Origin of the sequence: Microcystis sp. M179S2 (assembly GCF_020245805.1) — a bacterium.
Classification (GTDB): domain Bacteria; phylum Cyanobacteriota; class Cyanobacteriia; order Cyanobacteriales; family Microcystaceae; genus Microcystis; species Microcystis aeruginosa.
The window spans coordinates 1-21,331 of record NZ_JADBUE010000342.1 but is presented as its reverse complement, the minus strand read 5'-3'; the positions used below and the strand labels follow the sequence as shown (position 1 = coordinate 21,331).

Genomic DNA, 21,331 nt, shown 5'->3' with positions numbered 1-21,331 from the left:
TTGCTGATAATCGGGTCTGATGACACCATTGTTACTCCGGTTTGAGTTCAGGATACTTCCAGATTTAGAATATCAGGGCTTGTCCCTAGTTTCTCTTTTTCTTTTTAGGGCGCTTTGCGTCCTTCAGGAGCTGATAACTGAATTGATTCTGAGGGAAACTTTAAACAGGAGTGACAACTGCTGTCAAAGCGGCAGTAACCGCGTCCATCGGTTGATTACCGTCGATATGGTTAAGAGTGCCTTTTTGACCGTAATAATCTAAAACGGGGGCAGTTTGGTCGATATAAACCTGTAGGCGACGGGAGATCGTTTCTTTAGTATCATCTTGACGACCGCGTTGCATGAGACGCTCAATTAAGACCGTATCTGGTACAGCCAAATTAACCACATAGGTGTAACTATCGGCCAATTCTTCCAGTAATGCGTCTAAAAAGCTCGCCTGTGCCACCGTGCGGGGAAAACCATCAAGAATCCAACCCTTAGCACTGTCAGGCTGTTTTAAACGTTCCTGAATTAAACCTAATAACAACTCATCGGGGACTAATTCCCCCTTTTCCACATAAGCTTGTGCTTGCTGACCAAGTTCTGTCTTCTCTGTAATTGCTTGACGTAAAATTTCACCGGTAGAAATATGGGGAATCGTCAGAGATTCCGCTAATTTTGCCGCTTGGGTTCCTTTTCCCGATCCGGGCGGTCCCAAAAATATCACACCGATCCGTTTGCTCATGGATTAAATATAGGGTTTTAAGGGAAAAAATAACCAGTAACCGCTAAAAGGTCACTGGCTGACTATCTAACTACTGTTTAATCATGCCCTCATAGCGTTGAGAGATGACATAGGTTTGAATTTGTTTCGCCGTATCGATCGCCACCCCCACCAGAATTAACAGGGAAGTTGCCCCCAAACCGCGAAAAGTGGTGACACCGGTGGCGCTTTCTACTACAGTCGGCACAGTAGCCACCAAACTTAAAAAGAGAGCGCCCAAAAGGGTGAGACGATTCAGCACCCCTTCCAGATAATTAGTAGTAGCGGTCCCCGGACGAATCCCCGGAATACTGGTCCCCATTTTTTTCAGGTTTTGGGACATATCCTTGGGGTTAACGATCAGGGAAGCGTAGAAGAAACTAAAACCGAGAATTAGTAAGCTATAAAAAGCCACATAACCCCAACTATCGGGACGCAGGGCATTAACCAACTGAACTAAAACCTGACCGACCGGGTTATCCGTGGGTAAAGCTTGCACCAATTGGAAAGGTAACACCAACACTGCCGAGGCGAAAATAATCGGCATCACGCCCCCTTGATTGAGTCGTAGGGGTAGATAACTGGTTCTTTCCCGATAGAGACGACGACCGACCTGACGACGGGCAGAAACAATCGGAATCCGACGGGTTCCTTCCTGAACAAAAACAATGCCGATAATCATCACCAAGAAAACCAGCAAGAGAATCACCACTTGAGCGATCGCTTGTCGGCCACCCTGTTGAGCAAAAGTAATCGTATCACCGAGGGTTTTCGGTAAAACAGCGACAATGTTGACAAAAATCAACAAAGATGCTCCATTTCCCAGACCGCGTTCTGTGATCAGTTCCGAAATCCACATCACGAACATAGAACCCGCCACTAAAGCGAGAACCGTAGCAGCGATCGAGGGTAAAGTTCCGGCCACAACGCCGTTAGCCACCAATAAACCGAGAGTAATACCGATGCTTTGAATAATTGCCCAACCAAAGGCAATATAACGGGTAATTTGGGCAATTTTTCGCCGTCCTGCTTCTCCTTCATTTTTCTGTAAATCTTCCAAAGAAGGAAGGGCAGCAGTGAGCAATTGCACAATAATCGAGGCGTTGATATAGGGAAGAATACCGAGGGCAAAAATCCCCAGTGTGGATAATCCTCCGCCAGTAAATAGGTCAAGGATTCCCAAAGCGGCGTTACCTTGAATAATTTCTGCTAATCTTGCCCGATCTAAACCGGGTATCGGTACAAACATCCCAAAACGGAGCAGAATCAGTAAACCCAATGTAATCAACAAGCGACCGCGTAAACCAGCCGCCTGTGCCATTTGCATAAACGTTTCCTGTGCCGTGGGAGCCTTATCACGACTAACGACCATTAACAGTTACCTCTAGTGCAGTTTTTTTATGGGAAAAAGTAATCGAGGGGGAAAACTTTCTCGATTTTTTTAAGATTTCCCCTGTGCTTCTTATGATATATCAATCTGGTCTTGGGGATTGGGTGTTAGGGTGTGGGGTGTTAGGGTGTGGGGAGAACAAAGCTGCCCTTGGCCTTTTGCCTCCTGTCTCCTAATCTCCTAATCTCCTAATCTCCTAATCTCCTAATCTCCTGTCTCCTAATCTCCTGGAAAATTCATATTTCTTCCCAAGTACCTTGAGCGGCGGTAATTTTCTCTTTGGCGCTATTGCTAAAAGCGGCGGCCTTCACCTTGAGGGGAACGGTAATTTCACCATCACCCAAAACTTTTAAAGGGCCGTCGTTGCTGGTAAGAATTTTAGCTTTTAGGAGACTTTCCAGGGTAACTTCCGTATTAGCGGGTAAAGAAGCCAATTTTCTCAGATTAACGATTGTGTATTGACGAGGGTTAACCAAAGGAAAATGCTTTAATTTGGGAACCCGACGATAGAGGGGCATTTGTCCCCCCTCAAAACCGGGACGAGTCCCCGTCCCAGAGCGAGATTTTTGTCCGCGCATTCCCAGACCGCAACTAGCGCCCTGGCCGGCCGAGATACCCCGTCCCACACGACGACGGCGTTTAGTTGACCCCGGTTGGGGGGCGATTTCGTGGAGTTTCATGGTGATTTCTTTAGGTGTACAAATGTTCTACAGATACGCCTCGATCCTTGGCCACTTCCGAGAAAGTGCGGAGAGTTTCCAGGGCGTTAACGGCGGCTCTAGCGTTATTGAGGGGGTTATCGCTACCGAGTTGTTTAGCGAGGATATTTTTCACCCCGGCTAATTCTAAAACGGTACGGACAGCACCCCCGGCAATAACCCCAGTCCCCGGAGCAGCCGGACGCATAATCACTTGAGCGCCACCGGAAGCCCCCCGGGTAAGGTGAGTGATAGAACTAGCCTTAGTTAAGGAGACTTCAATTAGTTGTTTTTTGCCATCGGCCACGCCTTTACGGACGGCCCCGATAACGTCCCCTGCTTTGCCGACTCCCACTCCCACCTGGCCGTTTTCATTACCGACCACGACGATGGCCCGGAAGCTGAGTTTTTTACCACCCTTAACCACTTTACTAACCCGGCGGATCTGGATGACCCGCTCTTGCCAAGTGGTTTCTTTTTCTTTTTCGCGGTTGCCTTTGCGACGTTTTGCCATAGTTTTATCAGTGTTGAAAGGATATTTTAGAAGTTTAAGCCGGCTGACCGAGCCGCTTCTGCTAAGGCTTTGACGCGACCGTGATAGAGATTGCCACCGCGATCAAAAACCACTTGTTCGATGCCTCTTTCTAGGGCCCGTTGGGCCACCAGTTTACCCACGGCAGCCGAGGCTTCTTGGGTAGCGGTGGATTCTAATTCCCCGCGCAAGGTTGCCTCTAGGGTAGAAGCGGCAGCGAGGGTGTGTTGGGCTACGTCGTCGATAATTTGGGCGTAGATGTGGTTATTAGAACGAAATACGGATAAACGCGGCCGTTCAGCAGTGCCATTAATTTTGCGACGCACACGCTGGTGACGACGACGGACTGATTCTTTGCGACTAAGTTTCATGGTTTATTTTTTACCTCCTTTACCGCCTTTAGCGCCTTTACCGCCAGCTTTACCAACTTTGCGACGGACAACTTCACCAAGATAGCGAATCCCTTTTCCTTTATAGGGTTCGGGGGGACGAACTTCGCGGATTTTAGCGGCAATGTTACCGACGGCTTCTTTGTCGATGCCACTGACGATAACTTGGGTGTTGTTTTCTACAGCGACGGAAACACCATCGGGCATCTCCATTTCCACCTGTTTACTGTAACCAACAGTAAGAACTAATTTACTACCCTGGGCCTGGGCGCGGTAGCCCACCCCTTGGATATCGAGGCGTTTTTGAAAGCCGGTAGCGACTCCTTCCACCATGTTGGCTACTAGAGTTCTACAGAGTCCGTGGCGTTCTCTGGCAGTACGGGAATCGTCTTGACGGGTAACGAGCAGAGTTTCGCCATCTTTATTGATGGCGACGGCGGTGGGTAGGGTTCTCTGGAGAGTTCCTTTGGGTCCTTTCACCGTCACGGTAGCACCATCGATATCGACGGTGACTTTATTGGGAATAGGAATCGGGCGTTTGCCAATACGAGACATAACAGTTATCAGTTATCAGTTATCAGTTATCAGGGAAGAGTTATCAGTGGGTCAGCTATCGGGTTTAAACTTGGAAAGGCTGACGGCTGATAGCTTATCCTTGTTTACCAGATGTAGCAAAGGACTTCGCCGCCAACGTTTTGTTTACGGGCCTCGCGATCGGTCATAATGCCTTTAGAGGTGGAAACAATGGCGATGCCAATGCCACCGAGGACGCGAGGTAAGTCTTTACTGTTGGAATAAACTCGCAGGCCGGGTTTACTGACTCTGGTGAGGGTAGTAATGATCGGTTGACGGTTTTTGCCTTTATATTTGAGGGAAAGAACTAATTGAGATTTAATCCCCTCACCCACTTCCTCAAAGTCAGCAATAAAGCCTTCGTCTTTGAGAACTTGAGCAATACTGCGCGTCATCCGCGTGGTGGGAATTTGAGTAGTGGTCTGCCGAACCGCGCAAGCGTTACGGATGCGGGTCAGCATATCCGAGATGGTATCGTTAGCAGACATGAATTACCTGTTTTTCTCCTAAATTGGGATCAACATCAGTGGTCAGTTATTGCGGGAGTCAGGAGTCAGGAGCCAGTCGTCAGGAGAAGGTAGGTAGGATTTATTCAGTAATTTCTCTGACAAAATCGCTTTCTCCCTTTTCCCTTGCCACTTTTTCCTGATTTTTTTCCTTTTCTCTTGATTGATTTATCTAAAGGGCATTCCCATCTCTTTGAGGAGGGCGCGTCCTTCTTCGTCGTTTTTAGCGGTGGTGATGATTGAGATGTCCATCCCACGAATTTGATCGATTTTGTCGTATTCAATTTCGGGGAAGATCAACTGTTCACGAATGCCTAAACTGTAGTTACCACGACCATCAAAACTGTTACCGCTGATACCGCGAAAGTCGCGAATGCGTGGTAAGGCCAGATTAATTAGACGGTCTAAAAAAGCGTACATTCGATCGCCGCGCAATGTCACCATGACACCCACGGGCATTCCTTCGCGAATTTTGAAACCAGCGATCGCTTTTTTTGCCCTAGTCACTACCGGTTGTTGTCCGGTGATGGTGGACAGTTCCTCCTTGGAAGACTCCAAAGCTTTGGCGTTTTGTGAAGCTTCCCCAAGACCGCGGTTAACAGTAATTTTGATAACTTTAGGTACTTGATGGATATTGGTATAACCAAATTGTTCTTTCAGTTTCGGAACAATGGTTTCTTGATAGGTGGTTTTTAGTTTTTGGCTCATAGTTTTTCTGCTTGCTTTTCCTGGGCTTGGTCAGGAACTAGAATTGATGGGAAACTAATCGATAATTTCGCCAGTTTTCTTCAGTATCCGCACTTTCCGACCGTCTTCGGTCAAGGTATAACCCACCCGACTGGCGATTTTTTTCTTCTCGGAATAGAGCATGACTTTGGAACTGTGAATCGGTGCTTCGTAGGTAACGATTTGACCCGATTCTCCTTCCTGTTGGGGTTTAGTATGTTTGGTGCGGATATTAACTCCCTTGACCACCACGGTACTTTCTTGGGGTAGGGAGCGTAAAATTTCGCCCACTTTGCCCTTATCGGAACCGGCGATTACTTGAACGACATCCCCTTTTTTAACGTGCATTTTTTGCCTTTGGGGCGGGGTTTGAATGTTTTTCTTACTCATTTTTTTTGACCTCCGATTGCCTTGGTACTTTTGACTTTGATCAGAGAACTTCTGGGGCTAAGGAAACAATTTTGGTGTAGTTTTTATCGCGCAATTCCCGAGCGACCGGACCAAAAACCCGCGTACCTTTGGGATTACCGTCATTATTAATAATCACGGCGGCGTTATCATCAAAACGGATGCTCATGCCACTATCGCGACGGACGGTTTGACGAGTCCGCACAATCACCGCCGTCACCACATCGGATTTTTTCACGGGCATATTGGGGATAGCGTCCTTAACCACGGCGATAATTTTGTCACCGATGCCACCGTAGGTACAGTTACCTGTTCCCAGCACCCGCAGACACATTAGTTTCCGCGCCCCGCTATTGTCAGCGACATTTAAGTAGGTTTGTTGTTGAATCACGGTTTTTACCTAGGTGAAATTTAATTATCGGTTAATATTTCCGCCACTTCCCAACGTTTGGTTTTACTGAGGGGGCGGGTTTCACGAATACGAACTCGATCGCCTTGTTTGGCTTGATTTTCTGCGTCGTGAGCTTTAAATTTCTGGGTTTTCACGACGATTTTGCCGTATTTAGGGTGAGGAGAGCGGTTTTCAATGGCTACCACTACGGTTTTATCCATTTTATCGCTGACTACTACCCCAACTCTTTCTTTAACTGCCATAGTGGGTTATGCCTCCGGGGTGGACTGGGCTAGTTGGCGCTCCCGTTCTACGGTCAATAATTGGCCAAGACGGTGGCGGGTGTGTTTGAATTCGTGGGTTTTTTCCAAGCGGCGGGTGGCCTGTTGCAAACGCAATTCAAACAGTTTCTTTTTGGCAGCGAGGATAGCAGCGGCGATTTCCTCATCGCTCATCTTCCTCACTTCGGCGATTTTCGGTAGAGCCATTAGACAAAATCCTCCTCGCGAGTGATAAATTTGGTCTTAATCGGTAATTTTTGGGCGGCTAGGCGCATTGCTTCCCGGGCCACGGGTTCGGCTACCCCAGCAATCTCAAACATAATGAAACCCGGTTTAACCACGGCCACCCAGAATTCGGGGGAACCTTTCCCGGAACCCATCCGAGTTTCTGCAGCCCGTTGGGTCACGGGTTTATCGGGAAAAACGCGGATCCAGATTTTGCCACCCCGACGAATATAACGAGTCATTGCCCGTCTGGCCGCTTCGATTTGACGGGAAGTAATCCAACAGGGTTCGGTGGCTTGCAGGGCGAAATCGCCGAAATTAATCGTATTTCCGCCGGTGGCCAGCCCGCGCATCCGTCCGCGCTGTTGTTTGCGGAATTTTGTTCTTTTGGGACTTAACATGAGCTATTTACCACTGATAAATATTAGGGATCAGCCCTCACTAGAGCGATCTTCAAACTGTTGACGGCGACGCTGTTGACGGCGCGGTGCTTGAGCGGGAACGGCGGCGGCAATTTCTTCTTGGCCGGGGATAATTTCGCCCTTAAATATCCAAACTTTCACGCCTAGAATCCCGTAGATGGTGCTGGCGGTTTTATAGGAGTAATCAATATCGGCGCGCAGGGTATGCAGGGGAACTCGTCCTTCCCGCACCCATTCGGTGCGAGCGATTTCCGCCCCGTTGAGACGACCGCTAACTTGAATTTTGATCCCTTTGACTTCGGCCCTTTGCGCCCGTTGGATGGCTTGCCGGACTACACGACGGAAGGAAACCCGTCTTTCTAGTTGTTGGGCGATGTATTCGGCGATCAGGTTGGCATCGGCATCAACGCGAGCCACCTCAATGACGTTAATGCGAATTTGACGCTGGCCACCGAGGGCTTTTTGTAAACCTAGGCGCAGCTGTTCGATTCCCGTGCCACCACGACCGACGACGACCCCTGGTCGGGCGGTGTGGATGGAGATATCTACTTGATCGGCCTTCCGTTCGATGCGAATATCGGCGATACCAGCATTAGCAAGGTTTTTTTCGACGTACTGACGAATGCGGCGATCTTCTTGCAGTAGTTCGGGGTAACGTTTTGCGTCGGCATACCAGCAAGATTTATGATCTTTGATAACGCCGAGACGAAAACCGAGGGGATGGATTTTTTGTCCCATTGTGTTTTTTTTAGTTAAGGTGATTAGTCTTCGTTGCTAGGAGCGACGGCGACGGTGATATGACAGGTGGGTTTGCGAATTTGGTAGGCGCGGCCTTGGGCCCGGGGTCGAAAACGTTTTAGGGTCGGGCCGCCATCGGCAAAGGCTTGGCTAACTACCAAAGTGGCGGGATCGAGTCCTTCGTTATTTTCGGCGTTGGCAACGGCGGAACGCAGGACTTTGAGAATCGGATCACAGGCCCGGTAGGGCATAAATTCGAGAATAATTAGGGCTTCCCGATAGGAGCGACCGCGGATCTGATCGAGTACCCGTCTGACTTTCAGGGGTGACATCCGAATATAGCGGGCGATCGCTTTGACTTCGTTAGAGGTATCGATGGTCATTTCAGTTATCAGTTATCAGTTAGGTAGGGTGGGTTAGGCGACGACAACTTATAAGACTTAGTTATTAATTTATCTAGTCGCCGTAACCCACCATCTCATAGTTAAGCTAAACGGCTTTTACTTCGGATCACCGATATAGACTCCAAAAGGGTTATAGCTATTGGATCATGCAGGTTAAGCGCCGTTTAGCTTATCTGAACGCTGACCGGGGGCTTGACGGTCTTAAGATTACCGCCCACCGGTCTATTTCCGTCCTGCTTTTTTGTCGCTCTTGGCGTGGCCGCGGAAGGTGCGGGTGGGAGCGAATTCACCGAGTTTATGACCGACCATCTGCTCGGAAACGTAGACGGGAACGTGCTGTTTGCCGTTGTGAACGGCGATCGTGTGACCGACCATATCGGGAATGATTGTCGAGGACCGGGACCAAGTTTTAATCACTTGTTTACTGCCCTGGGCGTTGAGTTTTTCGATTTTTTCCATCAGGTGGCCGGCGACAAATGGCCCCTTTTTCAGTGAACGACCCATAATTTTCAGTCAAAAGTAAAGTAATAATTTCTAACCCTGGGTACGACGGCGCACGATGAGATCGCTACTGCGTTTTTTCTTGTTGCGAGTTTTGCGGCCGAGGGCGGGTTTACCCCAGGGAGTCATCGGGCCGGAACGTCCGATCGGAGCGCGACCCTCTCCACCTCCGTGCGGGTGATCGACTGGGTTCATGACGCTACCCCGAACATGAGGTCTTTGACCGCGGTGACGGGTACGGCCGGCTTTACCGAGACTGATATTTCTCGCTTCGGCGTTACCGACTTTTCCGATGGTGGCGTAGCATTCACGCCGGATCATGCGGACTTCTTTGGAGGGGAGGCGGATGGTAACGTAATCGCCTTCTTTGGCTACCACTTGGGCGAAACCACCGGCAGCCCGCACCATTTGACCACCGCGACCGGGGACGAGTTCGATGTTATGAACTTCTGTCCCTAGGGGGATGCGACTTAAGGGTAGGGCATTACCGACCTCGAAGGGAGCGTTTTCTCCGGCGATGACGGTATCACCAACGCCTAAACCAGCGGGGGCGATGATGTAGCGTTTTTCCCCGTCTTTGTAGAAAAGCAGGGCAATGCGGGCGTTACGGTTAGGATCGTACTCGATCGCCGCTACTGTGGCCGGAATATCCCGTTTATCGCGACGAAAATCGATAATCCGGTAGAGGCGCTTATGGCCGCCGCCTCGGTGACGACTGGTAACGACACCGCGATTATTACGCCCCTGTTTGCTGTGTTTGTGATGAGTTAGGGACTTTTCCGGTTCGGTTTTGGTGATCTCCTTAAAGTCGGAGATGGCCGCCTGCCTTGTCCCGGGGGTTAAAGGTCTAAAAGAACGAATACCCATAGTTTAGTTTTCCGTTATCGGGTTTCTTGGTGGTTATACGTCGGGATAGAGGGCGATCGAGTCGCCTTCCGCTAGGGTCACGATGGCGCGTTTGTATTGGGGTTTGTAACCGAGGAAACGGCCGACGCGTTTTTTCTGACGAGAGGGGCGGCTGGTGTTTACTTTCGTTACTTTCACGTCAAACAACAATTCGATCGCCGCTTGAATTTCCGGCTTGGTCGCTTTCAAGGCGACATCGAAGACGTACTTATTTTGTTCTAGGAGCAGGGTGGCTTTCTCGGTGACGATCGGCTTTAGGATCAGATCGGCGAGTTGCCTGGCTTCAGTTTTAAGCACCATAGACCTCCTCAATTTTGGCTAGGGCTGCGGCGGTAGCGATAACTCGATCGGCTAGGAGGACATCATAGACGTTGAGACTATCGGCGCGAATAATTTTGAGATTGCAGATATTACGTCCCGATAAATAGACATTTTCGGGAATTTCCGTCAAAATCAGCAGAATTTTTTCCTCTGGACTGGCTCCCCAGCGACTTAAGGCAGCGGTGAGTTCTTTGGTTTTGGGTTGGGAGAATTGTTCGGCGAAGCTTTCAACCACGATAAAGTTATCGGCCTGGCCGATCAAAGCGGTTCTCAGGGCTAATCTTTTCTCTTTGCGATTGACCTTAACTTCAAAATCTCTCGGTTTCGGTCCGAAGATGACACCGCCACCACGCCAGAGGGGAGAACGGATCGAACCGGCCCGGGCGCGACCGGTGCCTTTTTGCCGCCAGGGTTTGCGACCACCGCCGCGCACTTCCGAGCGGGTTTTGCTGGAGGCGTTACCTTGGCGGGCCGCCGCTAGATGGCTGACGACGACGCGGTGAATTAGGTGTTTGGCGGTTTCTGGTTTAGCGGTTTTCAGTTCCAGGGTGCCTGTTCCCGCTTCTTCCCCTTGCCAATTTTTGACTGTGTAGTTAACCATGGCTTTAATCTTTCCTTGCCCTATTTACCAAATTTCTTGGCGGGGGTGATGTTTAACAGGGTTCCTGGTTTGCCCGGGACGGCTCCTTTGATCAGGATCAGGTGGCGTTCGCTATCGATTTTGACCACGGACAATTTGCGGATGGTAACTTGGGTTGCTCCGTATTGTCCAGCCATTCTCTTACCCGGGAAGACGCGACCGGGGGTAGTACCGGCACCGGTGGAACCGGGGAGACGGTGGTTTTTGGAACCGTGGGTCATGTTACCGCGCTTGAAGTTATGGCGTTTTTGATAGCCGGAGAAACCCCGTCCGATGGTGGTTCCAGCCACATCGACTAAATCGCCTTCTTGGAAGATAGCGGCGGTAATTTCTTGGCCTAAAGTGTAAGCGGATGCGTCCTCGAGGCGGTATTCGATTAAATGCCGCAGGGGGGAGACACCGGCTTTGGCTAAATGACCGAGCAGCGGTTTGTTGAGGGCTTTTTCTTTGACGGTTTTGTATCCCACTTGGATGGATTCATAACCGTCGGTTTTTTTAGTTTTGACTTGGGTGACGGGACAAGGACCTGCTTGAACGACGGTGACGGGAATGGCGACTCCCGTTTTGTTGTCGAAGATTTGGGTCATGCCCAGTTTTGTACCGAGGATACCGATAGACACGGATTGTTCTCTTTATCTTTACTAGACGACAATCAAAAATAACGTGGCCGTGGCTATAGGAGCGGGAAAGATTTTTCCCACTTTATCAGCCTGCCCAACTTGAATGACTTTTTTCGAGTTATTTAAGCTGGCATCCCGTTAAATTCGTAAGTAAGACTAGACAGGTTTGCTGGTTCTGCCTAGATTGTTGCTGGTCTTTGTTTCTTCGGGACTTAAAGGGTTTATCTTCAGTATCCCGGCGAAGACCGAGCGACCAAGGCGGTTCTGCTTGGCAGTGCCTTCAGCACCACCTAACACCGATTTTGGCCACGATCAAACATTATATAATATTTGTGCCTTTTTAGGCAAGAGGTTTTTTTAGTCACCGGAAATGATCATATCTAGTCTGGTCAAATTATTTGTACCGTTCGGCGGTCTTCAGCAGCGATGAAGGGGGAATAAATAATCAGTTTTTAATAACCGGATTTAGGATCAGAATATTTTCAGGCTTGGCGGTGCCAACTTTGGCATCGGGACTGCCCCCTGCCTTTGTTATCTTAATGGTGAGGTACAAAGTTTTTGTTTGGGGGAATCGGTCGTTGGTGGTCGATATCAAATTAGGTTACACTGCTTGATGGGAATTGCCTTCAATGGGGGGGGGATGACAGCATTGTACTATCATCCCTTGTTTGGAGGTTAAATCGCTTCGAGATCTTTTTCGCCGGTACGGATGCGGACGATCTGTTCCACGGGGGAGATGAAGATTTTACCGTCTCCGATTTCACCGGTACGGGCTGCCGAAATCAGCTTATCGACGACCATATCGACTTGCTTATCTTCGACGACGATCTCGATCTTGAGTTTTTGGAGAAATTCGACGGTGTACTCGGAACCGCGATAACGTTCCGATTGACCTTTCTGACGACCGAAACCTCTAACTTCGGAGACGGTCATCCCGACAATGCCCGCATTAACTAGGGCGATTTTCACCTCTTCAAGTTTAAAGGGTCGGATAATCGCTTCTACTTTCTTCAAAATATCTATCTCCTCGTTGCGTGACGATACTTTACTTTCTTGGTAAATTACCTGTTAATTCTAAACTCGGAATCCCAAGAATAGTGCTTAAAGTCATAATTTCTTCAATTATTGTCCTTGGCCACAGTCTTCTGCGGTGAAAAATTTCTGGGTGGGAAATAGCCCACCCGAAGCCATAAATAAACCAACTAGAGAGATAATCCCAACTGAAGACCGAAAACACCGTGAACTAGCAGTAAAATCAGGGCAATACTGCCGATATAGGCGTGAATAGTCTGGAAAAGTTCTTTTTTCCCGCCAGCGAAGCCAGTGAGGGACAATAATCCATTGAAAGCTAATAAACCGATTGCGACCGATCCTGTCCAGAAATGGCTGCTTTCGAGGATTGGATGTTTCTGCATGACTAGGGATAAAATACCGCCAGTGTAACCGAGAGCGATAAATAAAAACAGCCAGGGGGCGAGTTTGCGGTGATCAGCCCGATTTTTGGCCACTACTTCCCCATCTTTGCTTAAACGGCTTTGCCAACCGGCATAGGCAGTATAACTACCCATAACTAAAACCACGATCCCCATCATGACTGGATGTCCCCAATGAACGATCGGTTCGGGAGTTCCGAGACCGCGAAAGGCAGCGGCGATCGGCTCTAGCGCATCACTTAAACTTTGATTCATGTTTGTTACCTAACTTTACAAAACCCTCTCGCCTAAGATTTTAGCCGATCTCTGGCCTAGAAAAACTGCGGTTAGCCGAAAAAATGTCAAGCCTTCGCTAAATTTCTTAACATTTCAGCTAGAGATTAGCGGAGAAATATAGAATAAAGTCAGGGGAGACTAGGGATCCCCACGGGGATTAGCCCCTAGGAGGGAGTTATGACTTATCTGCTCAAAGATCGGCGATCAGCAGGGAGACTATTAGCTAGTTACTTGACAGAATATACCAATAGTGCTGGGGTGCTAGTTTTGGCTTTGCCCCGGGGTGGGGTTCCGATCGCCTTTGAAATTGCCCAAAGGTTACATTTACCGCTAGATCTGTGTTTAGTGCGAAAATTAGGTGTACCGGAGCGCAAAGAGTTAGCTTTTGGGGCGATCGGTCAAAATGGTGTGCGGGTAATCAATGAAAGTATCGTTGACGACTTGCACCTATCGGAGGCGATGATGGAACGGGTAGCAAAGGAAGAAATGATCGAATTAGAGCGACGCGATCGCTTGTATCGAGGGGAGCGACCCTTTCCGGCCCTGACGGGAAAAACGATTATTCTAGTAGATGATGGGATCGCTACGGGAGCAACGATTAAAGCGGCGATTCTGACCCTGAAAGCTAGAAACCCCGCTGCTATTATTATTGCTGTTCCTATTGCCCCTGTGGAAGTCTGTGAGCAATTAGAAAAATTAGTCGATCGAGTAATTTGCCTACATAAACCCTACGAATTGAGATCGATTTCTCTTTGGTACGAAGATTTTTCCCAAACCAGCGATGAGGAAGTGCAAACACTTTTAGCCACCGTCGATAGTTCTTTGATTCAAGTTTAGGGAATTAGGAAGTGGGGGAGTGGGGTAGTGGGGTAGTGGGGAGAATAAATAACAGCAATCTCCTGAATTCAGAAGTCAGAATTGAGACTTACGAAGTCTAACTTCTGACTTCTACGGCATCGGTATCAACGGCATTGGTTGGGGAAGAAACCTCGGTTTGATTCTTGACTCCTCCCGGACGGCGATTGCGATAATCAAGAACTAATCGCGATAATTCCGTGGTTAAAAGGGTGAGGACAATACCATCATCGATCCAACCAATAATCGGGAAAACGTCAGGAGAAATATCGAGGGGGCTAAACAGATAAACCATAGTTCCCAGAATGATAATCCAACGATATTGGGGGTGAGTGATTTTGCTGCTGTACCAGTTGTAAAAAGATTCAACAATCGGTTTCATTAATTTGTCCTCGTTGACGGCGATAATTTAATTTTGTCAGGTTGTCCCCGGGGCTGATAGTGAGGTTTTACCCCCATTATCTAGGGTGATATCCGCTAATTAATCAAAAAAAAAAGCCCAGAAGAAAATTCACCTTTAGGGATGAGCCTGAATTATTAAGCTAAGACGTATTTAAACCGCTTATTCTTAATGATCAGCCGAATTTCCTCCAATCCCTTTACTGTTGCCTCTTGCCAGAGTGTCTCTCGCCTCGTCTCAACAAGCAATTTAAATTATGAACAGCTTATTACTGGATGCTTAAGAGGGGAGATAGTGGCATCTTTATCCCCTATAATAGGCGATAACAAACTAATCAATTATCTGCCAGTGTAAGGATGGAAACCCTCTTTCATCTAGTTACTTTTGCCTTTGTCTTCGCTTTTGGTGCCTCGGTGGGCAGTTTTTTAAACGTGGTCATCTATAGATTACCTAAGGGGATATCTCTAGTTTATCCCCCTTCCCACTGTCCGAAATGTCACCATAGGTTAGGTAAAAGCGAGAATATACCTGTTTTAGGCTGGTTATGGCTAGGGGGTCGCTGTCGCTGGTGTAGAACCGCGATTTCTGTCCGTTATCCAGCGATCGAAACTTTTACTGGTTTATTATTTTGTCTGGTTTTAGGAGATTTTAGCTTTTCTTGGCAGACCCTCGGCTATTGGATTCTCCTCAGTTGGTTATTAGCTTTAGCTTTGATTGATTTTGACACGATGACGCTTCCCAACTGCCTCACCCAATCGGGATTAGTTTTAGGGATAGTTTTCCAAACTCTTTTAGGTTGGCAAAATAATCAAAGTGTTATCTATCTCTTTTCAGCGATCTCTAGTGCGGTTTTAGGAGTCTGGTTATTTGATCTGATCCGGTGGGGGGGAAGTTTTGCCCTCAGACAGCAGGCCATGGGGGGAGGAGATGCCAAATTAGCGGCCATGATCGGTGCTTGGTTAGGATGGCAAGCATTATTAGTCACCGGTTTTCTGGCCTGCGCTATTGGGGCGGTGATCGGTATGACGGGCATTTTTCTGGGTAAAATGGCAAAAAGACAAGCTATACCCTTCGGCCCACTTCTTGCCCTCGGCGCTCTGATGAGTGTCTTTTGGAGTGATAAGATCATCTCAGCCTATCAAACCATTTTTTTCCCTTTGTTGTAAAAAAGCTATCTTGTAATTAAATCTTGATACAATAGTCTTCCGTGTCTTGGATCACCATTAGAACAACCCCCAGTCTAGGGTAAGCCGATTGGCTACAGGAAATGCTCAAAGCTCACCACATCCCCAGTCCCGTTATCGCTATTGGCCTTGGTATTTATTGCGGCCAGGGGCATCAGGCCGCCCTACAAGTGCGTCCCCAAGATCGCTGGACAGCACTTTTGTTATTAAGTCCTCTAGAGGAAAGTCGATAAATTGTCTTTATTTTAAACTATGTCTCTATTTGATTGGTTTGCAAATCGCCAAAAAACAGAACCCAAGGTTCAACAACAACAGGAACGAGAAATAGCCGATGGTCTATGGACAAAATGCCCAAATTGCGGCGTTTTGGCCTATACGAAGGATTTATTAGCTAATCAACTGGTTTGTCTCGATTGCGGTCATCATAATCGGGTGGAAAGTGAAGAAAGAATTCGCCAGTTAGTGGATGCTAATACTTGGAATTGCCTCGATGAACAGATTCGACCGACGGATCCGCTCAAATTTCGCGATCGTAAAAGTTATAGCGATCGCCTGCGGGAAACCCAAGAAAAAACCGGACTGACGGATGCTGTCCGGACGGGAACGGGGACGATCGATGGTTTACCCTTAGCTTTAGGGGTGATGGACTTCCGTTTTATGGGGGGTAGCATGGGATCGGTGGTGGGAGAAAAACTCTGTCGTTTGACGGAACGCGCTACCGATGAAAGTTTACCCCTGGTGATTATCTGCGCTTCTGGCGGGGCGAGAATGCAGGAAGGAATGTTAAGTTTAATGCAGATGGCCAAGATTTCTGGTGCCCTTAACCGGCATCGAGAAGCAAAATTACTCTATATTCCCGTCTTGACTAATCCCACCACGGGAGGAGTCACGGCCAGTTTTGCCATGTTGGGAGATATTATTATCGCCGAACCAAAGGCTACTATCGGTTTTGCGGGGAAGCGGGTAATTGAACAGACTTTGCGCGAGAAATTACCGGAAGGTTTCCAAACATCGGAATACTTGTTAAAACACGGGTTTGTCGATGCGATCGTTCCCCGTACCCATCTCAAAAAAACTCTCGCTCAATTAATTAGTTTACATCAGCCCTTTTTCCCCTTGTTATCCCCCCTCAACAGTCATCATCCATACAGTCAACCGGAGTTAATCCCTCTGAAAACAGCCCAAGGTCAAACAACAGTTTAATCTGTGTAAGACGGCACTGGAGTGGAAAGTCTGAGCATTTGTACTAAAATTTCCCGATCGGCAGTTTAAATGTAGTACAGCTTACTTAACTGGGTTGACAATGATCGCAAAGTCCAAAAAATTCGAGAGTGTGGTAATAAACCTTAAATTGATGGGATTTTTCGAGTTTTTCTGCCAATTCGTGAACGGGACACTCATTAAAGACGATAGACCGACCGCAATGAATACAGGTAAGATGGTGTTGATCCTGCTGAAGGGAACTGTAGAGGGATTCTCCTGTGGCTAGGGTTCTCACCTGCACTGCACCCTGTAGTTTTAGGGATTCTAGGGCGCGGTAAACAGTGGCTAACCCCATATTTTGGTCACGCTGACGGAGTTCCACAAACAATTCTTGAGCGGATACTGCCCGATTTAAGGTTTTGAGTAAGTGGATAATGCGCTCTTGCGATCGGGTGCGTTGGGATTTCATATCAAAAAGGTCAGCGATCAAAGTTAATTCTATGCCAAAAAATTATCAGTGCTGTATTTATGTTACCCTGCGCCCTTCGGTTCTCGATCCGGCGGGTACGGCGGTAGAGTCGGGATTAAAGCAATTAGGTTATGATACTGTGGCTGGGGTGCGAATTGGTAAGTATATTGAGCTTACCGTGGCAGCAGCGGATGAAACCAGCGCCCGCGAACAATTGGATCAAATGTGCGATCAACTATTGGCTAATCCTGTGATTGAAAATTATCGCTTTGATTTGCATTGTCAGGAGATAGGGGATAGGGGATAGGGATTAGGGAAATGGGTAAATTCAACTAACTCCAACACCCTGACACCCATCTGATGAGAGCTTTCTGCACAATGAATTAACCAAGTTAAAAATTATGAAGTTTGGGATTATTGTTTTCCCCGGATCGAATTGCGATCGAGATGTGGCAACGGTGACGGAGGGGATTTTTCAGCAACCTACCCGCTATATTTGGCATCAAGAGACGGATTTAGGGGATTTGGATGTGATTGTGGTGCCGGGGGGATTTAGTTACGGCGATTATTTGCGCTGTGGTGCGATCGCTCGGTTTTCGCCAGCGATGAAAACTGTCCGAGAAGAAGCCGAAAAAGGTAAATTAGTTTTAGGCATCTGTAACGGTTTTCAGGTATTAACGGAAATTGGGCTGCTACCCGGTGCGTTAATTCGTAATCGCGATTTACATTTTATCTGCGATCGAGTGCCGGTAAAAGTGGAAAATAATCAATCTGTCTGGACGCGAGGTTATCAACCGCAACAGGTGCTTAATTTGCCGATTGCCCACGGGGAAGGGCGTTATTATGCCGCAGAAGATACGTTAAAATCTCTGGAGGATAACGGACAAATTCTCTTTCGTTACTGTACTGCCACAGGAGAGGCAAATGAGTCGGGAAATCCTAACGGTTCGTTAAATAATATTGCAGGAATTACCAATAAAGCAGGAAATGTGCTAGGAATGATGCCTCATCCCGAACGCGCCGCCGATCGGATGCTCAATTTGACCGATGGGAGTCTGTTATTTCAGGAGTTGATCAATTGTTGTTGACTAGACCTCTTGTAAAAATCAAAAATTGTTGTTAGGGTCAGTAGCCGGTCGTCAGGAGTCAGGAGAATTAAAAATGAATAATAATCAATTAAATGGTCTATTTACCGACTTTAGGCAATTTAATCCTTATTTTTGCCCTTTTTCAACCCTCAAGTAGTTGGGTTTTTGGGGTTTTGGGGTTTTAGTTGAAATTTCCCTGATAACTGATAACTGATAACTGATAATCCTGTGGCTGTTTTAAAAGATAATCGGGCTACCGTCCAAAAGGTTCTCTGGATCACCCTACTGCTGAACATTTTGGTTATGGCGATCAAAGCGGGGGTGGGTTTGAGGATTGGTGCTTTAAGTCTGCAAGCGGATGCTCTCCATAGTGTCACCGATAGTGCTAATAATGTCTTGGGATTGGTAGCGATGCGGTTTTCCTCTCCCTATCCCGATCGAGATCATCCTTACGGACATCTGAAATACGAAGCGATCGGAGCTTTAGCGATCGCTGCATTTTTGGGGATTGCCTGTTTTGAAATCTTGCAAGGGGCGGTCATGAGTATTATCAAAGGAGGCAAACCCGTCGAGATTGCAGGTCCTGAGTTATGGCTATTAATTATCGTTTTAGGGGTGAATATTTTTGTCACCTATTATGAAAGATCGGTGGGGCAGCGTGTCGGTAGTGCGATTTTGATTGCCGATGCTCGTCATACCATGAGTGATGTGTGGGTGACAATTACGGTTTTATTGGGTTTAGTCGGGGTTTGGGTGGGCAATACGGCTAATATTCCCCAATTACAATGGTTAGATGTGATTTTGTCCTTTCCCGTCGCTTTTTTGGTGTTTGGCAGTGGTTGGAAAGTCCTGATGGAGAATTTACCTTTGTTAGTGGATGAAATGGCGATCGCTCCTGAGGTGATTCATCAAATTGTCCTGGAGGTGCCGGGGGTGCTTAATTGTCATGCGATCGCATCTCGGGGAGTGGTAGGAAGACAGGTATTTATAGAAATGCACCTAATTGTCTCCGCTCAAGATGTAGAAACTGCTCACGCAATCACGGAAGCGGTGGAAGCAAGATTAAGCCAACAATTTAGCCCTGTGAGAATTTTAATTCACGTTGAACCGCCGGATTATCACTCCGATCAGATCACTTTTGATGAAGAAGTGTGAAGCAAAAAAGCCTAAAATAAGTAGCGAACTTTTGCTAGAGGTGGCCATGGCGACAGAAAATCAAGCTAGAAGCATAGTAATTACTGGTGGAGCAGGATTTATCGGCTCGAATTTTGTTCATCATTGGTGCGAGAATTATCCTGAGGATCGTGTCATTGTTCTCGATGCTCTTACCTATGCAGGCAATTTGAATAATTTAGGGACACTGAAAGATAGAAAGAATTTTCGTTTTCTGCAAGGGGATATCTGCGATCAAGCTTTAGTTGATCAATTATTTGCCAGTGAAAATATCGATACAGTTGCCCATTTTGCCGCCGAATCCCATGTGGATCGATCGATTCTTGGACCTGGGGCTTTTGTGCAAACTAATGTGGTGGGAACTTTTACTCTATTAGAAAGTTTTCGGCAACATTGGTTAAGTAATCACCAACCCGATAAATATCGTTTTCTGCACGTTTCCACCGATGAGGTTTATGGCAGTTTAGGAGTAGATGATCCGGCTTTTACCGAAACTACTCCCTATGCTCCTAATAGTCCCTATTCTGCTTCAAAAGCTGGGAGTGATCATCTAGCGAGAGCTTATTTTCATACCTACGGAATGCCGACAATTATTACTAATTGCTCTAATAATTATGGTTCCTATCATTTTCCCGAAAAGTTAATTCCTTTGATGTGTATTAATATTCTTTTGGGTAAACCTTTACCTGTTTATGGTGATGGTCAAAATGTTCGAGATTGGTTATATGTGCGGGATCATTGTCAAGCTTTAGATACAGTTATTCACAAGGGAAAAGCGGGAGAAACCTATAATATTGGCGGAAATAATGAGGTAAAAAATATCGATTTAGTCAGGATGTTATGTGATTTAATGGATGAATTAGCTCCCGATTTACCCGTGAAACCTGCTCAGAATTTAATTACTTTTGTCAAGGATCGCCCCGGACATGATCGCCGGTATGCTATTGATGCCAGTAAAATTCGCACTGAATTAGGTTGGCAACCTCAAGAAACGGTAGAGGGGGGATTAAGAAAAACCATTCAATGGTATCTCGATCATCGGGATTGGTGGCAACCTTTGTTATCCAAAGAATATCAAGAGTATTATGGGAAAGTTTACGGTTAGAGAGGGGGAAAAAATCTAATCTTAATTTTGGGTGTGTTAGCGAAAACTAACACACTTATTACTTTAGCTAGATTAATATTTTAATTCTCAGTGATTAAGATCACAGGAAAATCTCAAAAAAAATGAAGAAGTTATTTTAGTGAGAAAATTTAGGGAAAAAATCCAAGCAGATTTTTTAAACTATATCGGCAAATATACTTCCCATGAAAGACTAACAGGAGATAGGTCGTCTCTATTTGGTCAAATTAATAAAATTGAATGGGTTCATTATCCGAGTGAAGGGAAGGATTGTAAATTATTAATACGGGGGGAGAAAGACTGGAGAACAGGAAAAGTTAAAACTTATGGAGAATGTACTTTTTCTAGTGTTTTAGAAAAACTGCCTAAAAAAACACCTGAACGTCCAGATTATGATGGCGAATTTCTGCGGGAATTACAGAAACAGGGATTTGAGCATTTCAATGAAACTCGTCAAATAAAAATTACTCTAGAATTTATTCCCGAAAATAGCCCACTGGAACCAGAATCACCCCTAGAGGAAATTCGGCAAATGTTGCGAGAAAATTCAGAAAAAACTAACTTCAACTCCTGAAAACCTAATTACTGGACTTCCCCCATACAGAAATACTAAAAAATCAACAAAACCCTTACTGCAGGTCGCTTCTCAGAAAAAATTGCTCAGAAGCTACTGGGTACATTTTCCCCTTGAAAATGGCTGTACCGTTGACT

The 21,331-nt window shown here is 46.9% G+C and carries 33 protein-coding genes; 9 read left to right on the top strand and 24 right to left on the bottom strand.

What is annotated here, in order from left to right:
* Positions 1 to 160: 160 nt before the first annotated feature.
* From IM500_RS21530 to IM500_RS21425, 22 genes are all read right to left on the bottom strand, one after another.
* On the bottom strand, positions 161 to 727 hold the full coding sequence (locus tag IM500_RS21530; RefSeq protein ID WP_190721161.1) for an adenylate kinase: 567 nt from the start codon (positions 725 to 727) through the stop codon (positions 161 to 163).
* Between the two features lie 70 nt (positions 728 to 797).
* Complete coding sequence (gene secY / locus IM500_RS21525) at positions 798 to 2,117, bottom strand: preprotein translocase subunit SecY (protein WP_190721164.1); 1,320 nt, start codon at positions 2,115 to 2,117, stop codon at positions 798 to 800.
* A gap of 254 nt (positions 2,118 to 2,371) precedes the next feature.
* Positions 2,372 to 2,815, bottom strand: coding sequence for a 50S ribosomal protein L15 (gene rplO / locus IM500_RS21520; protein ID WP_002796421.1), 444 nt, complete (start codon positions 2,813 to 2,815; stop codon positions 2,372 to 2,374).
* A gap of 10 nt (positions 2,816 to 2,825) precedes the next feature.
* Positions 2,826 to 3,347 (bottom strand): 30S ribosomal protein S5, encoded by a 522-nt coding sequence (gene rpsE, locus IM500_RS21515; protein ID WP_002746611.1) that lies wholly within the window; start codon positions 3,345 to 3,347, stop codon positions 2,826 to 2,828.
* 26 nt (positions 3,348 to 3,373) lie between these two features.
* On the bottom strand, positions 3,374 to 3,736 hold the full coding sequence (rplR, locus tag IM500_RS21510; protein ID WP_002746610.1) for a 50S ribosomal protein L18: 363 nt from the start codon (positions 3,734 to 3,736) through the stop codon (positions 3,374 to 3,376).
* A 3-nt stretch (positions 3,737 to 3,739) separates the two neighbouring features.
* Positions 3,740 to 4,309, bottom strand: coding sequence for a 50S ribosomal protein L6 (gene rplF, locus IM500_RS21505; RefSeq protein ID WP_190721166.1), 570 nt, complete (start codon positions 4,307 to 4,309; stop codon positions 3,740 to 3,742).
* Between the two features lie 104 nt (positions 4,310 to 4,413).
* Positions 4,414 to 4,815, bottom strand: a complete 402-nt coding sequence (gene rpsH / locus IM500_RS21500; RefSeq protein ID WP_002734721.1) for a 30S ribosomal protein S8 — start codon at positions 4,813 to 4,815, stop codon at positions 4,414 to 4,416.
* Positions 4,816 to 5,001: 186 nt separating this feature from the next.
* Positions 5,002 to 5,541 carry a 50S ribosomal protein L5 gene (gene rplE, locus IM500_RS21495; protein ID WP_002734750.1) on the bottom strand — a complete coding sequence of 180 codons (540 nt, stop codon included), beginning with the start codon at positions 5,539 to 5,541 and terminating at the stop codon, positions 5,002 to 5,004.
* Positions 5,542 to 5,595: 54 nt separating this feature from the next.
* Positions 5,596 to 5,949, bottom strand: coding sequence for a 50S ribosomal protein L24 (gene rplX, locus IM500_RS21490; RefSeq protein WP_287739502.1), 354 nt, complete (start codon positions 5,947 to 5,949; stop codon positions 5,596 to 5,598).
* Between the two features lie 40 nt (positions 5,950 to 5,989).
* Positions 5,990 to 6,358: a 50S ribosomal protein L14 gene (gene rplN, locus IM500_RS21485; protein ID WP_002732358.1), complete on the bottom strand. Its 369-nt coding sequence runs from the start codon at positions 6,356 to 6,358 to the stop codon at positions 5,990 to 5,992.
* Positions 6,359 to 6,378: 20 nt separating this feature from the next.
* Complete coding sequence (rpsQ, locus tag IM500_RS21480) at positions 6,379 to 6,621, bottom strand: 30S ribosomal protein S17 (protein ID WP_002796423.1); 243 nt, start codon at positions 6,619 to 6,621, stop codon at positions 6,379 to 6,381.
* A gap of 6 nt (positions 6,622 to 6,627) precedes the next feature.
* On the bottom strand, positions 6,628 to 6,846 hold the full coding sequence (rpmC, locus tag IM500_RS21475; protein ID WP_012267966.1) for a 50S ribosomal protein L29: 219 nt from the start codon (positions 6,844 to 6,846) through the stop codon (positions 6,628 to 6,630).
* Complete coding sequence (gene rplP / locus IM500_RS21470) at positions 6,846 to 7,265, bottom strand: 50S ribosomal protein L16 (protein WP_002734310.1); 420 nt, start codon at positions 7,263 to 7,265, stop codon at positions 6,846 to 6,848. Before rplP ends, rpmC begins: the two co-directional genes overlap by 1 nt.
* Before the next feature lie 30 nt (positions 7,266 to 7,295).
* Complete coding sequence (rpsC, locus tag IM500_RS21465) at positions 7,296 to 8,024, bottom strand: 30S ribosomal protein S3 (RefSeq protein WP_002796425.1); 729 nt, start codon at positions 8,022 to 8,024, stop codon at positions 7,296 to 7,298.
* 23 nt (positions 8,025 to 8,047) lie between these two features.
* Complete coding sequence (gene rplV, locus IM500_RS21460) at positions 8,048 to 8,407, bottom strand: 50S ribosomal protein L22 (protein WP_150978028.1); 360 nt, start codon at positions 8,405 to 8,407, stop codon at positions 8,048 to 8,050.
* Positions 8,408 to 8,650: 243 nt separating this feature from the next.
* Positions 8,651 to 8,932 carry a 30S ribosomal protein S19 gene (gene rpsS / locus IM500_RS21455; protein WP_002732809.1) on the bottom strand — a complete coding sequence of 94 codons (282 nt, stop codon included), beginning with the start codon at positions 8,930 to 8,932 and terminating at the stop codon, positions 8,651 to 8,653.
* A 30-nt stretch (positions 8,933 to 8,962) separates the two neighbouring features.
* Positions 8,963 to 9,796, bottom strand: a complete 834-nt coding sequence (rplB, locus tag IM500_RS21450; RefSeq protein WP_190721170.1) for a 50S ribosomal protein L2 — start codon at positions 9,794 to 9,796, stop codon at positions 8,963 to 8,965.
* Between the two features lie 33 nt (positions 9,797 to 9,829).
* Entirely contained in the window at positions 9,830 to 10,135 is a 306-nt protein-coding gene (locus IM500_RS21445) for a 50S ribosomal protein L23 (protein ID WP_002746599.1), read from the bottom strand.
* On the bottom strand, positions 10,125 to 10,757 hold the full coding sequence (gene rplD, locus IM500_RS21440) for a 50S ribosomal protein L4 (protein ID WP_286825777.1): 633 nt from the start codon (positions 10,755 to 10,757) through the stop codon (positions 10,125 to 10,127). The genes IM500_RS21445 and rplD overlap by 11 nt, the downstream gene beginning before the upstream one ends.
* A 20-nt stretch (positions 10,758 to 10,777) precedes the next feature.
* Positions 10,778 to 11,416 (bottom strand): 50S ribosomal protein L3, encoded by a 639-nt coding sequence (rplC, locus tag IM500_RS21435; protein WP_190721173.1) that lies wholly within the window; start codon positions 11,414 to 11,416, stop codon positions 10,778 to 10,780.
* A gap of 675 nt (positions 11,417 to 12,091) precedes the next feature.
* The gene (locus IM500_RS21430; RefSeq protein WP_002787863.1) at positions 12,092 to 12,430 is read right to left on the bottom strand and encodes a P-II family nitrogen regulator; all 339 of its coding nucleotides are present in this window, start codon (positions 12,428 to 12,430) and stop codon (positions 12,092 to 12,094) included.
* A 188-nt stretch (positions 12,431 to 12,618) separates the two neighbouring features.
* Positions 12,619 to 13,104: a DUF4079 domain-containing protein gene (locus tag IM500_RS21425; RefSeq protein WP_190721174.1), complete on the bottom strand. Its 486-nt coding sequence runs from the start codon at positions 13,102 to 13,104 to the stop codon at positions 12,619 to 12,621.
* A 198-nt stretch (positions 13,105 to 13,302) separates the two neighbouring features.
* On the opposite strand from IM500_RS21425, the gene IM500_RS21420 reads away from it, so the two are divergent.
* Entirely contained in the window at positions 13,303 to 13,962 is a 660-nt protein-coding gene (locus tag IM500_RS21420) for a phosphoribosyltransferase (RefSeq protein ID WP_190721175.1), read from the top strand.
* Between the two features lie 97 nt (positions 13,963 to 14,059).
* Here the strand turns inward: IM500_RS21420 and IM500_RS21415 are convergent, their stop codons facing one another.
* Complete coding sequence (locus IM500_RS21415; protein WP_190721176.1) at positions 14,060 to 14,362, bottom strand: YkvA family protein; 303 nt, start codon at positions 14,360 to 14,362, stop codon at positions 14,060 to 14,062.
* 374 nt (positions 14,363 to 14,736) lie between these two features.
* Between IM500_RS21415 and IM500_RS21410 the strand changes: the two genes are divergently transcribed.
* The 3 genes from IM500_RS21410 (at position 14,737) to accD (ending at position 16,767) form a co-directional block, all read left to right on the top strand.
* Positions 14,737 to 15,546 carry a prepilin peptidase gene (locus IM500_RS21410; RefSeq protein WP_190721177.1) on the top strand — a complete coding sequence of 270 codons (810 nt, stop codon included), beginning with the start codon at positions 14,737 to 14,739 and terminating at the stop codon, positions 15,544 to 15,546.
* 101 nt (positions 15,547 to 15,647) lie between these two features.
* The gene (locus tag IM500_RS21405) at positions 15,648 to 15,797 is read left to right on the top strand and encodes a hypothetical protein (protein WP_190721178.1); all 150 of its coding nucleotides are present in this window, start codon (positions 15,648 to 15,650) and stop codon (positions 15,795 to 15,797) included.
* A gap of 19 nt (positions 15,798 to 15,816) precedes the next feature.
* Positions 15,817 to 16,767 (top strand): acetyl-CoA carboxylase, carboxyltransferase subunit beta, encoded by a 951-nt coding sequence (gene accD / locus IM500_RS21400; RefSeq protein WP_190721179.1) that lies wholly within the window; start codon positions 15,817 to 15,819, stop codon positions 16,765 to 16,767.
* A gap of 85 nt (positions 16,768 to 16,852) precedes the next feature.
* On the opposite strand, the gene IM500_RS21395 is transcribed toward accD, so the two are convergent.
* Positions 16,853 to 17,236, bottom strand: coding sequence for a Fur family transcriptional regulator (locus IM500_RS21395; RefSeq protein ID WP_287630642.1), 384 nt, complete (start codon positions 17,234 to 17,236; stop codon positions 16,853 to 16,855).
* 31 nt (positions 17,237 to 17,267) lie between these two features.
* Between IM500_RS21395 and purS the strand changes: the two genes are divergently transcribed.
* The 5 genes from purS (at position 17,268) to IM500_RS21370 (ending at position 21,194) form a co-directional block, all read left to right on the top strand.
* Positions 17,268 to 17,543 (top strand): phosphoribosylformylglycinamidine synthase subunit PurS, encoded by a 276-nt coding sequence (gene purS, locus IM500_RS21390; protein ID WP_190721183.1) that lies wholly within the window; start codon positions 17,268 to 17,270, stop codon positions 17,541 to 17,543.
* 94 nt (positions 17,544 to 17,637) lie between these two features.
* Positions 17,638 to 18,324, top strand: a complete 687-nt coding sequence (purQ, locus tag IM500_RS21385; RefSeq protein ID WP_190721185.1) for a phosphoribosylformylglycinamidine synthase subunit PurQ — start codon at positions 17,638 to 17,640, stop codon at positions 18,322 to 18,324.
* A gap of 228 nt (positions 18,325 to 18,552) precedes the next feature.
* A complete protein-coding gene (gene cdf31 / locus IM500_RS21380; RefSeq protein ID WP_287739501.1) occupies positions 18,553 to 19,479 on the top strand; it encodes a CDF family zinc efflux transporter Cdf31 in 927 nt (308 codons plus the stop codon).
* A 46-nt stretch (positions 19,480 to 19,525) separates the two neighbouring features.
* The gene (gene rfbB / locus IM500_RS21375; RefSeq protein ID WP_190721200.1) at positions 19,526 to 20,602 is read left to right on the top strand and encodes a dTDP-glucose 4,6-dehydratase; all 1,077 of its coding nucleotides are present in this window, start codon (positions 19,526 to 19,528) and stop codon (positions 20,600 to 20,602) included.
* A 139-nt stretch (positions 20,603 to 20,741) separates the two neighbouring features.
* Entirely contained in the window at positions 20,742 to 21,194 is a 453-nt protein-coding gene (locus IM500_RS21370) for a hypothetical protein (RefSeq protein ID WP_287739500.1), read from the top strand.
* Positions 21,195 to 21,331: the final 137 nt, after the last annotated feature.

Bases quoted from the DNA above. Each gene is read 5' to 3' on its own strand.
- secY (WP_190721164.1), bottom strand. From the start codon at position 2,117: ATGGTCGTTAGTCGTGATAAGGCTCCCACGGCACAGGAAACGTTTATG.
- rplP (WP_002734310.1), bottom strand. From the start codon at position 7,265: ATGTTAAGTCCCAAAAGAACAAAATTCCGCAAACAACAGCGCGGACGG.
- IM500_RS21415 (WP_190721176.1), bottom strand. From the start codon at position 14,362: ATGAAACCGATTGTTGAATCTTTTTACAACTGGTACAGCAGCAAAATC.
- rpsQ (WP_002796423.1), bottom strand. From the start codon at position 6,621: ATGGCAGTTAAAGAAAGAGTTGGGGTAGTAGTCAGCGATAAAATGGAT.
- purS (WP_190721183.1), top strand. From the start codon at position 17,268: ATGCCAAAAAATTATCAGTGCTGTATTTATGTTACCCTGCGCCCTTCG.
- rplR (WP_002746610.1), bottom strand. From the start codon at position 3,736: ATGAAACTTAGTCGCAAAGAATCAGTCCGTCGTCGTCACCAGCGTGTG.
- IM500_RS21425 (WP_190721174.1), bottom strand. From the start codon at position 13,104: ATGAATCAAAGTTTAAGTGATGCGCTAGAGCCGATCGCCGCTGCCTTT.
- IM500_RS21410 (WP_190721177.1), top strand. From the start codon at position 14,737: ATGGAAACCCTCTTTCATCTAGTTACTTTTGCCTTTGTCTTCGCTTTT.
- IM500_RS21405 (WP_190721178.1), top strand. From the start codon at position 15,648: ATGCTCAAAGCTCACCACATCCCCAGTCCCGTTATCGCTATTGGCCTT.
- rplV (WP_150978028.1), bottom strand. From the start codon at position 8,407: ATGACCATCGATACCTCTAACGAAGTCAAAGCGATCGCCCGCTATATT.
- rfbB (WP_190721200.1), top strand. From the start codon at position 19,526: ATGGCGACAGAAAATCAAGCTAGAAGCATAGTAATTACTGGTGGAGCA.
- rpmC (WP_012267966.1), bottom strand. From the start codon at position 6,846: ATGGCTCTACCGAAAATCGCCGAAGTGAGGAAGATGAGCGATGAGGAA.
- rplE (WP_002734750.1), bottom strand. From the start codon at position 5,541: ATGAGCCAAAAACTAAAAACCACCTATCAAGAAACCATTGTTCCGAAA.
- accD (WP_190721179.1), top strand. From the start codon at position 15,817: ATGTCTCTATTTGATTGGTTTGCAAATCGCCAAAAAACAGAACCCAAG.
- IM500_RS21530 (WP_190721161.1), bottom strand. From the start codon at position 727: ATGAGCAAACGGATCGGTGTGATATTTTTGGGACCGCCCGGATCGGGA.
- rpsC (WP_002796425.1), bottom strand. From the start codon at position 8,024: ATGGGACAAAAAATCCATCCCCTCGGTTTTCGTCTCGGCGTTATCAAA.
- rplB (WP_190721170.1), bottom strand. From the start codon at position 9,796: ATGGGTATTCGTTCTTTTAGACCTTTAACCCCCGGGACAAGGCAGGCG.
- rpsE (WP_002746611.1), bottom strand. From the start codon at position 3,347: ATGGCAAAACGTCGCAAAGGCAACCGCGAAAAAGAAAAAGAAACCACT.
- rplO (WP_002796421.1), bottom strand. From the start codon at position 2,815: ATGAAACTCCACGAAATCGCCCCCCAACCGGGGTCAACTAAACGCCGT.
- rplX (WP_287739502.1), bottom strand. From the start codon at position 5,949: ATGAGTAAGAAAAACATTCAAACCCCGCCCCAAAGGCAAAAAATGCAC.
- IM500_RS21420 (WP_190721175.1), top strand. From the start codon at position 13,303: ATGACTTATCTGCTCAAAGATCGGCGATCAGCAGGGAGACTATTAGCT.
- rpsS (WP_002732809.1), bottom strand. From the start codon at position 8,932: ATGGGTCGTTCACTGAAAAAGGGGCCATTTGTCGCCGGCCACCTGATG.
- rpsH (WP_002734721.1), bottom strand. From the start codon at position 4,815: ATGTCTGCTAACGATACCATCTCGGATATGCTGACCCGCATCCGTAAC.
- rplF (WP_190721166.1), bottom strand. From the start codon at position 4,309: ATGTCTCGTATTGGCAAACGCCCGATTCCTATTCCCAATAAAGTCACC.
- IM500_RS21395 (WP_287630642.1), bottom strand. From the start codon at position 17,236: ATGAAATCCCAACGCACCCGATCGCAAGAGCGCATTATCCACTTACTC.
- rplD (WP_286825777.1), bottom strand. From the start codon at position 10,757: ATGGTTAACTACACAGTCAAAAATTGGCAAGGGGAAGAAGCGGGAACA.
- IM500_RS21445 (WP_002746599.1), bottom strand. From the start codon at position 10,135: ATGGTGCTTAAAACTGAAGCCAGGCAACTCGCCGATCTGATCCTAAAG.
- purQ (WP_190721185.1), top strand. From the start codon at position 17,638: ATGAAGTTTGGGATTATTGTTTTCCCCGGATCGAATTGCGATCGAGAT.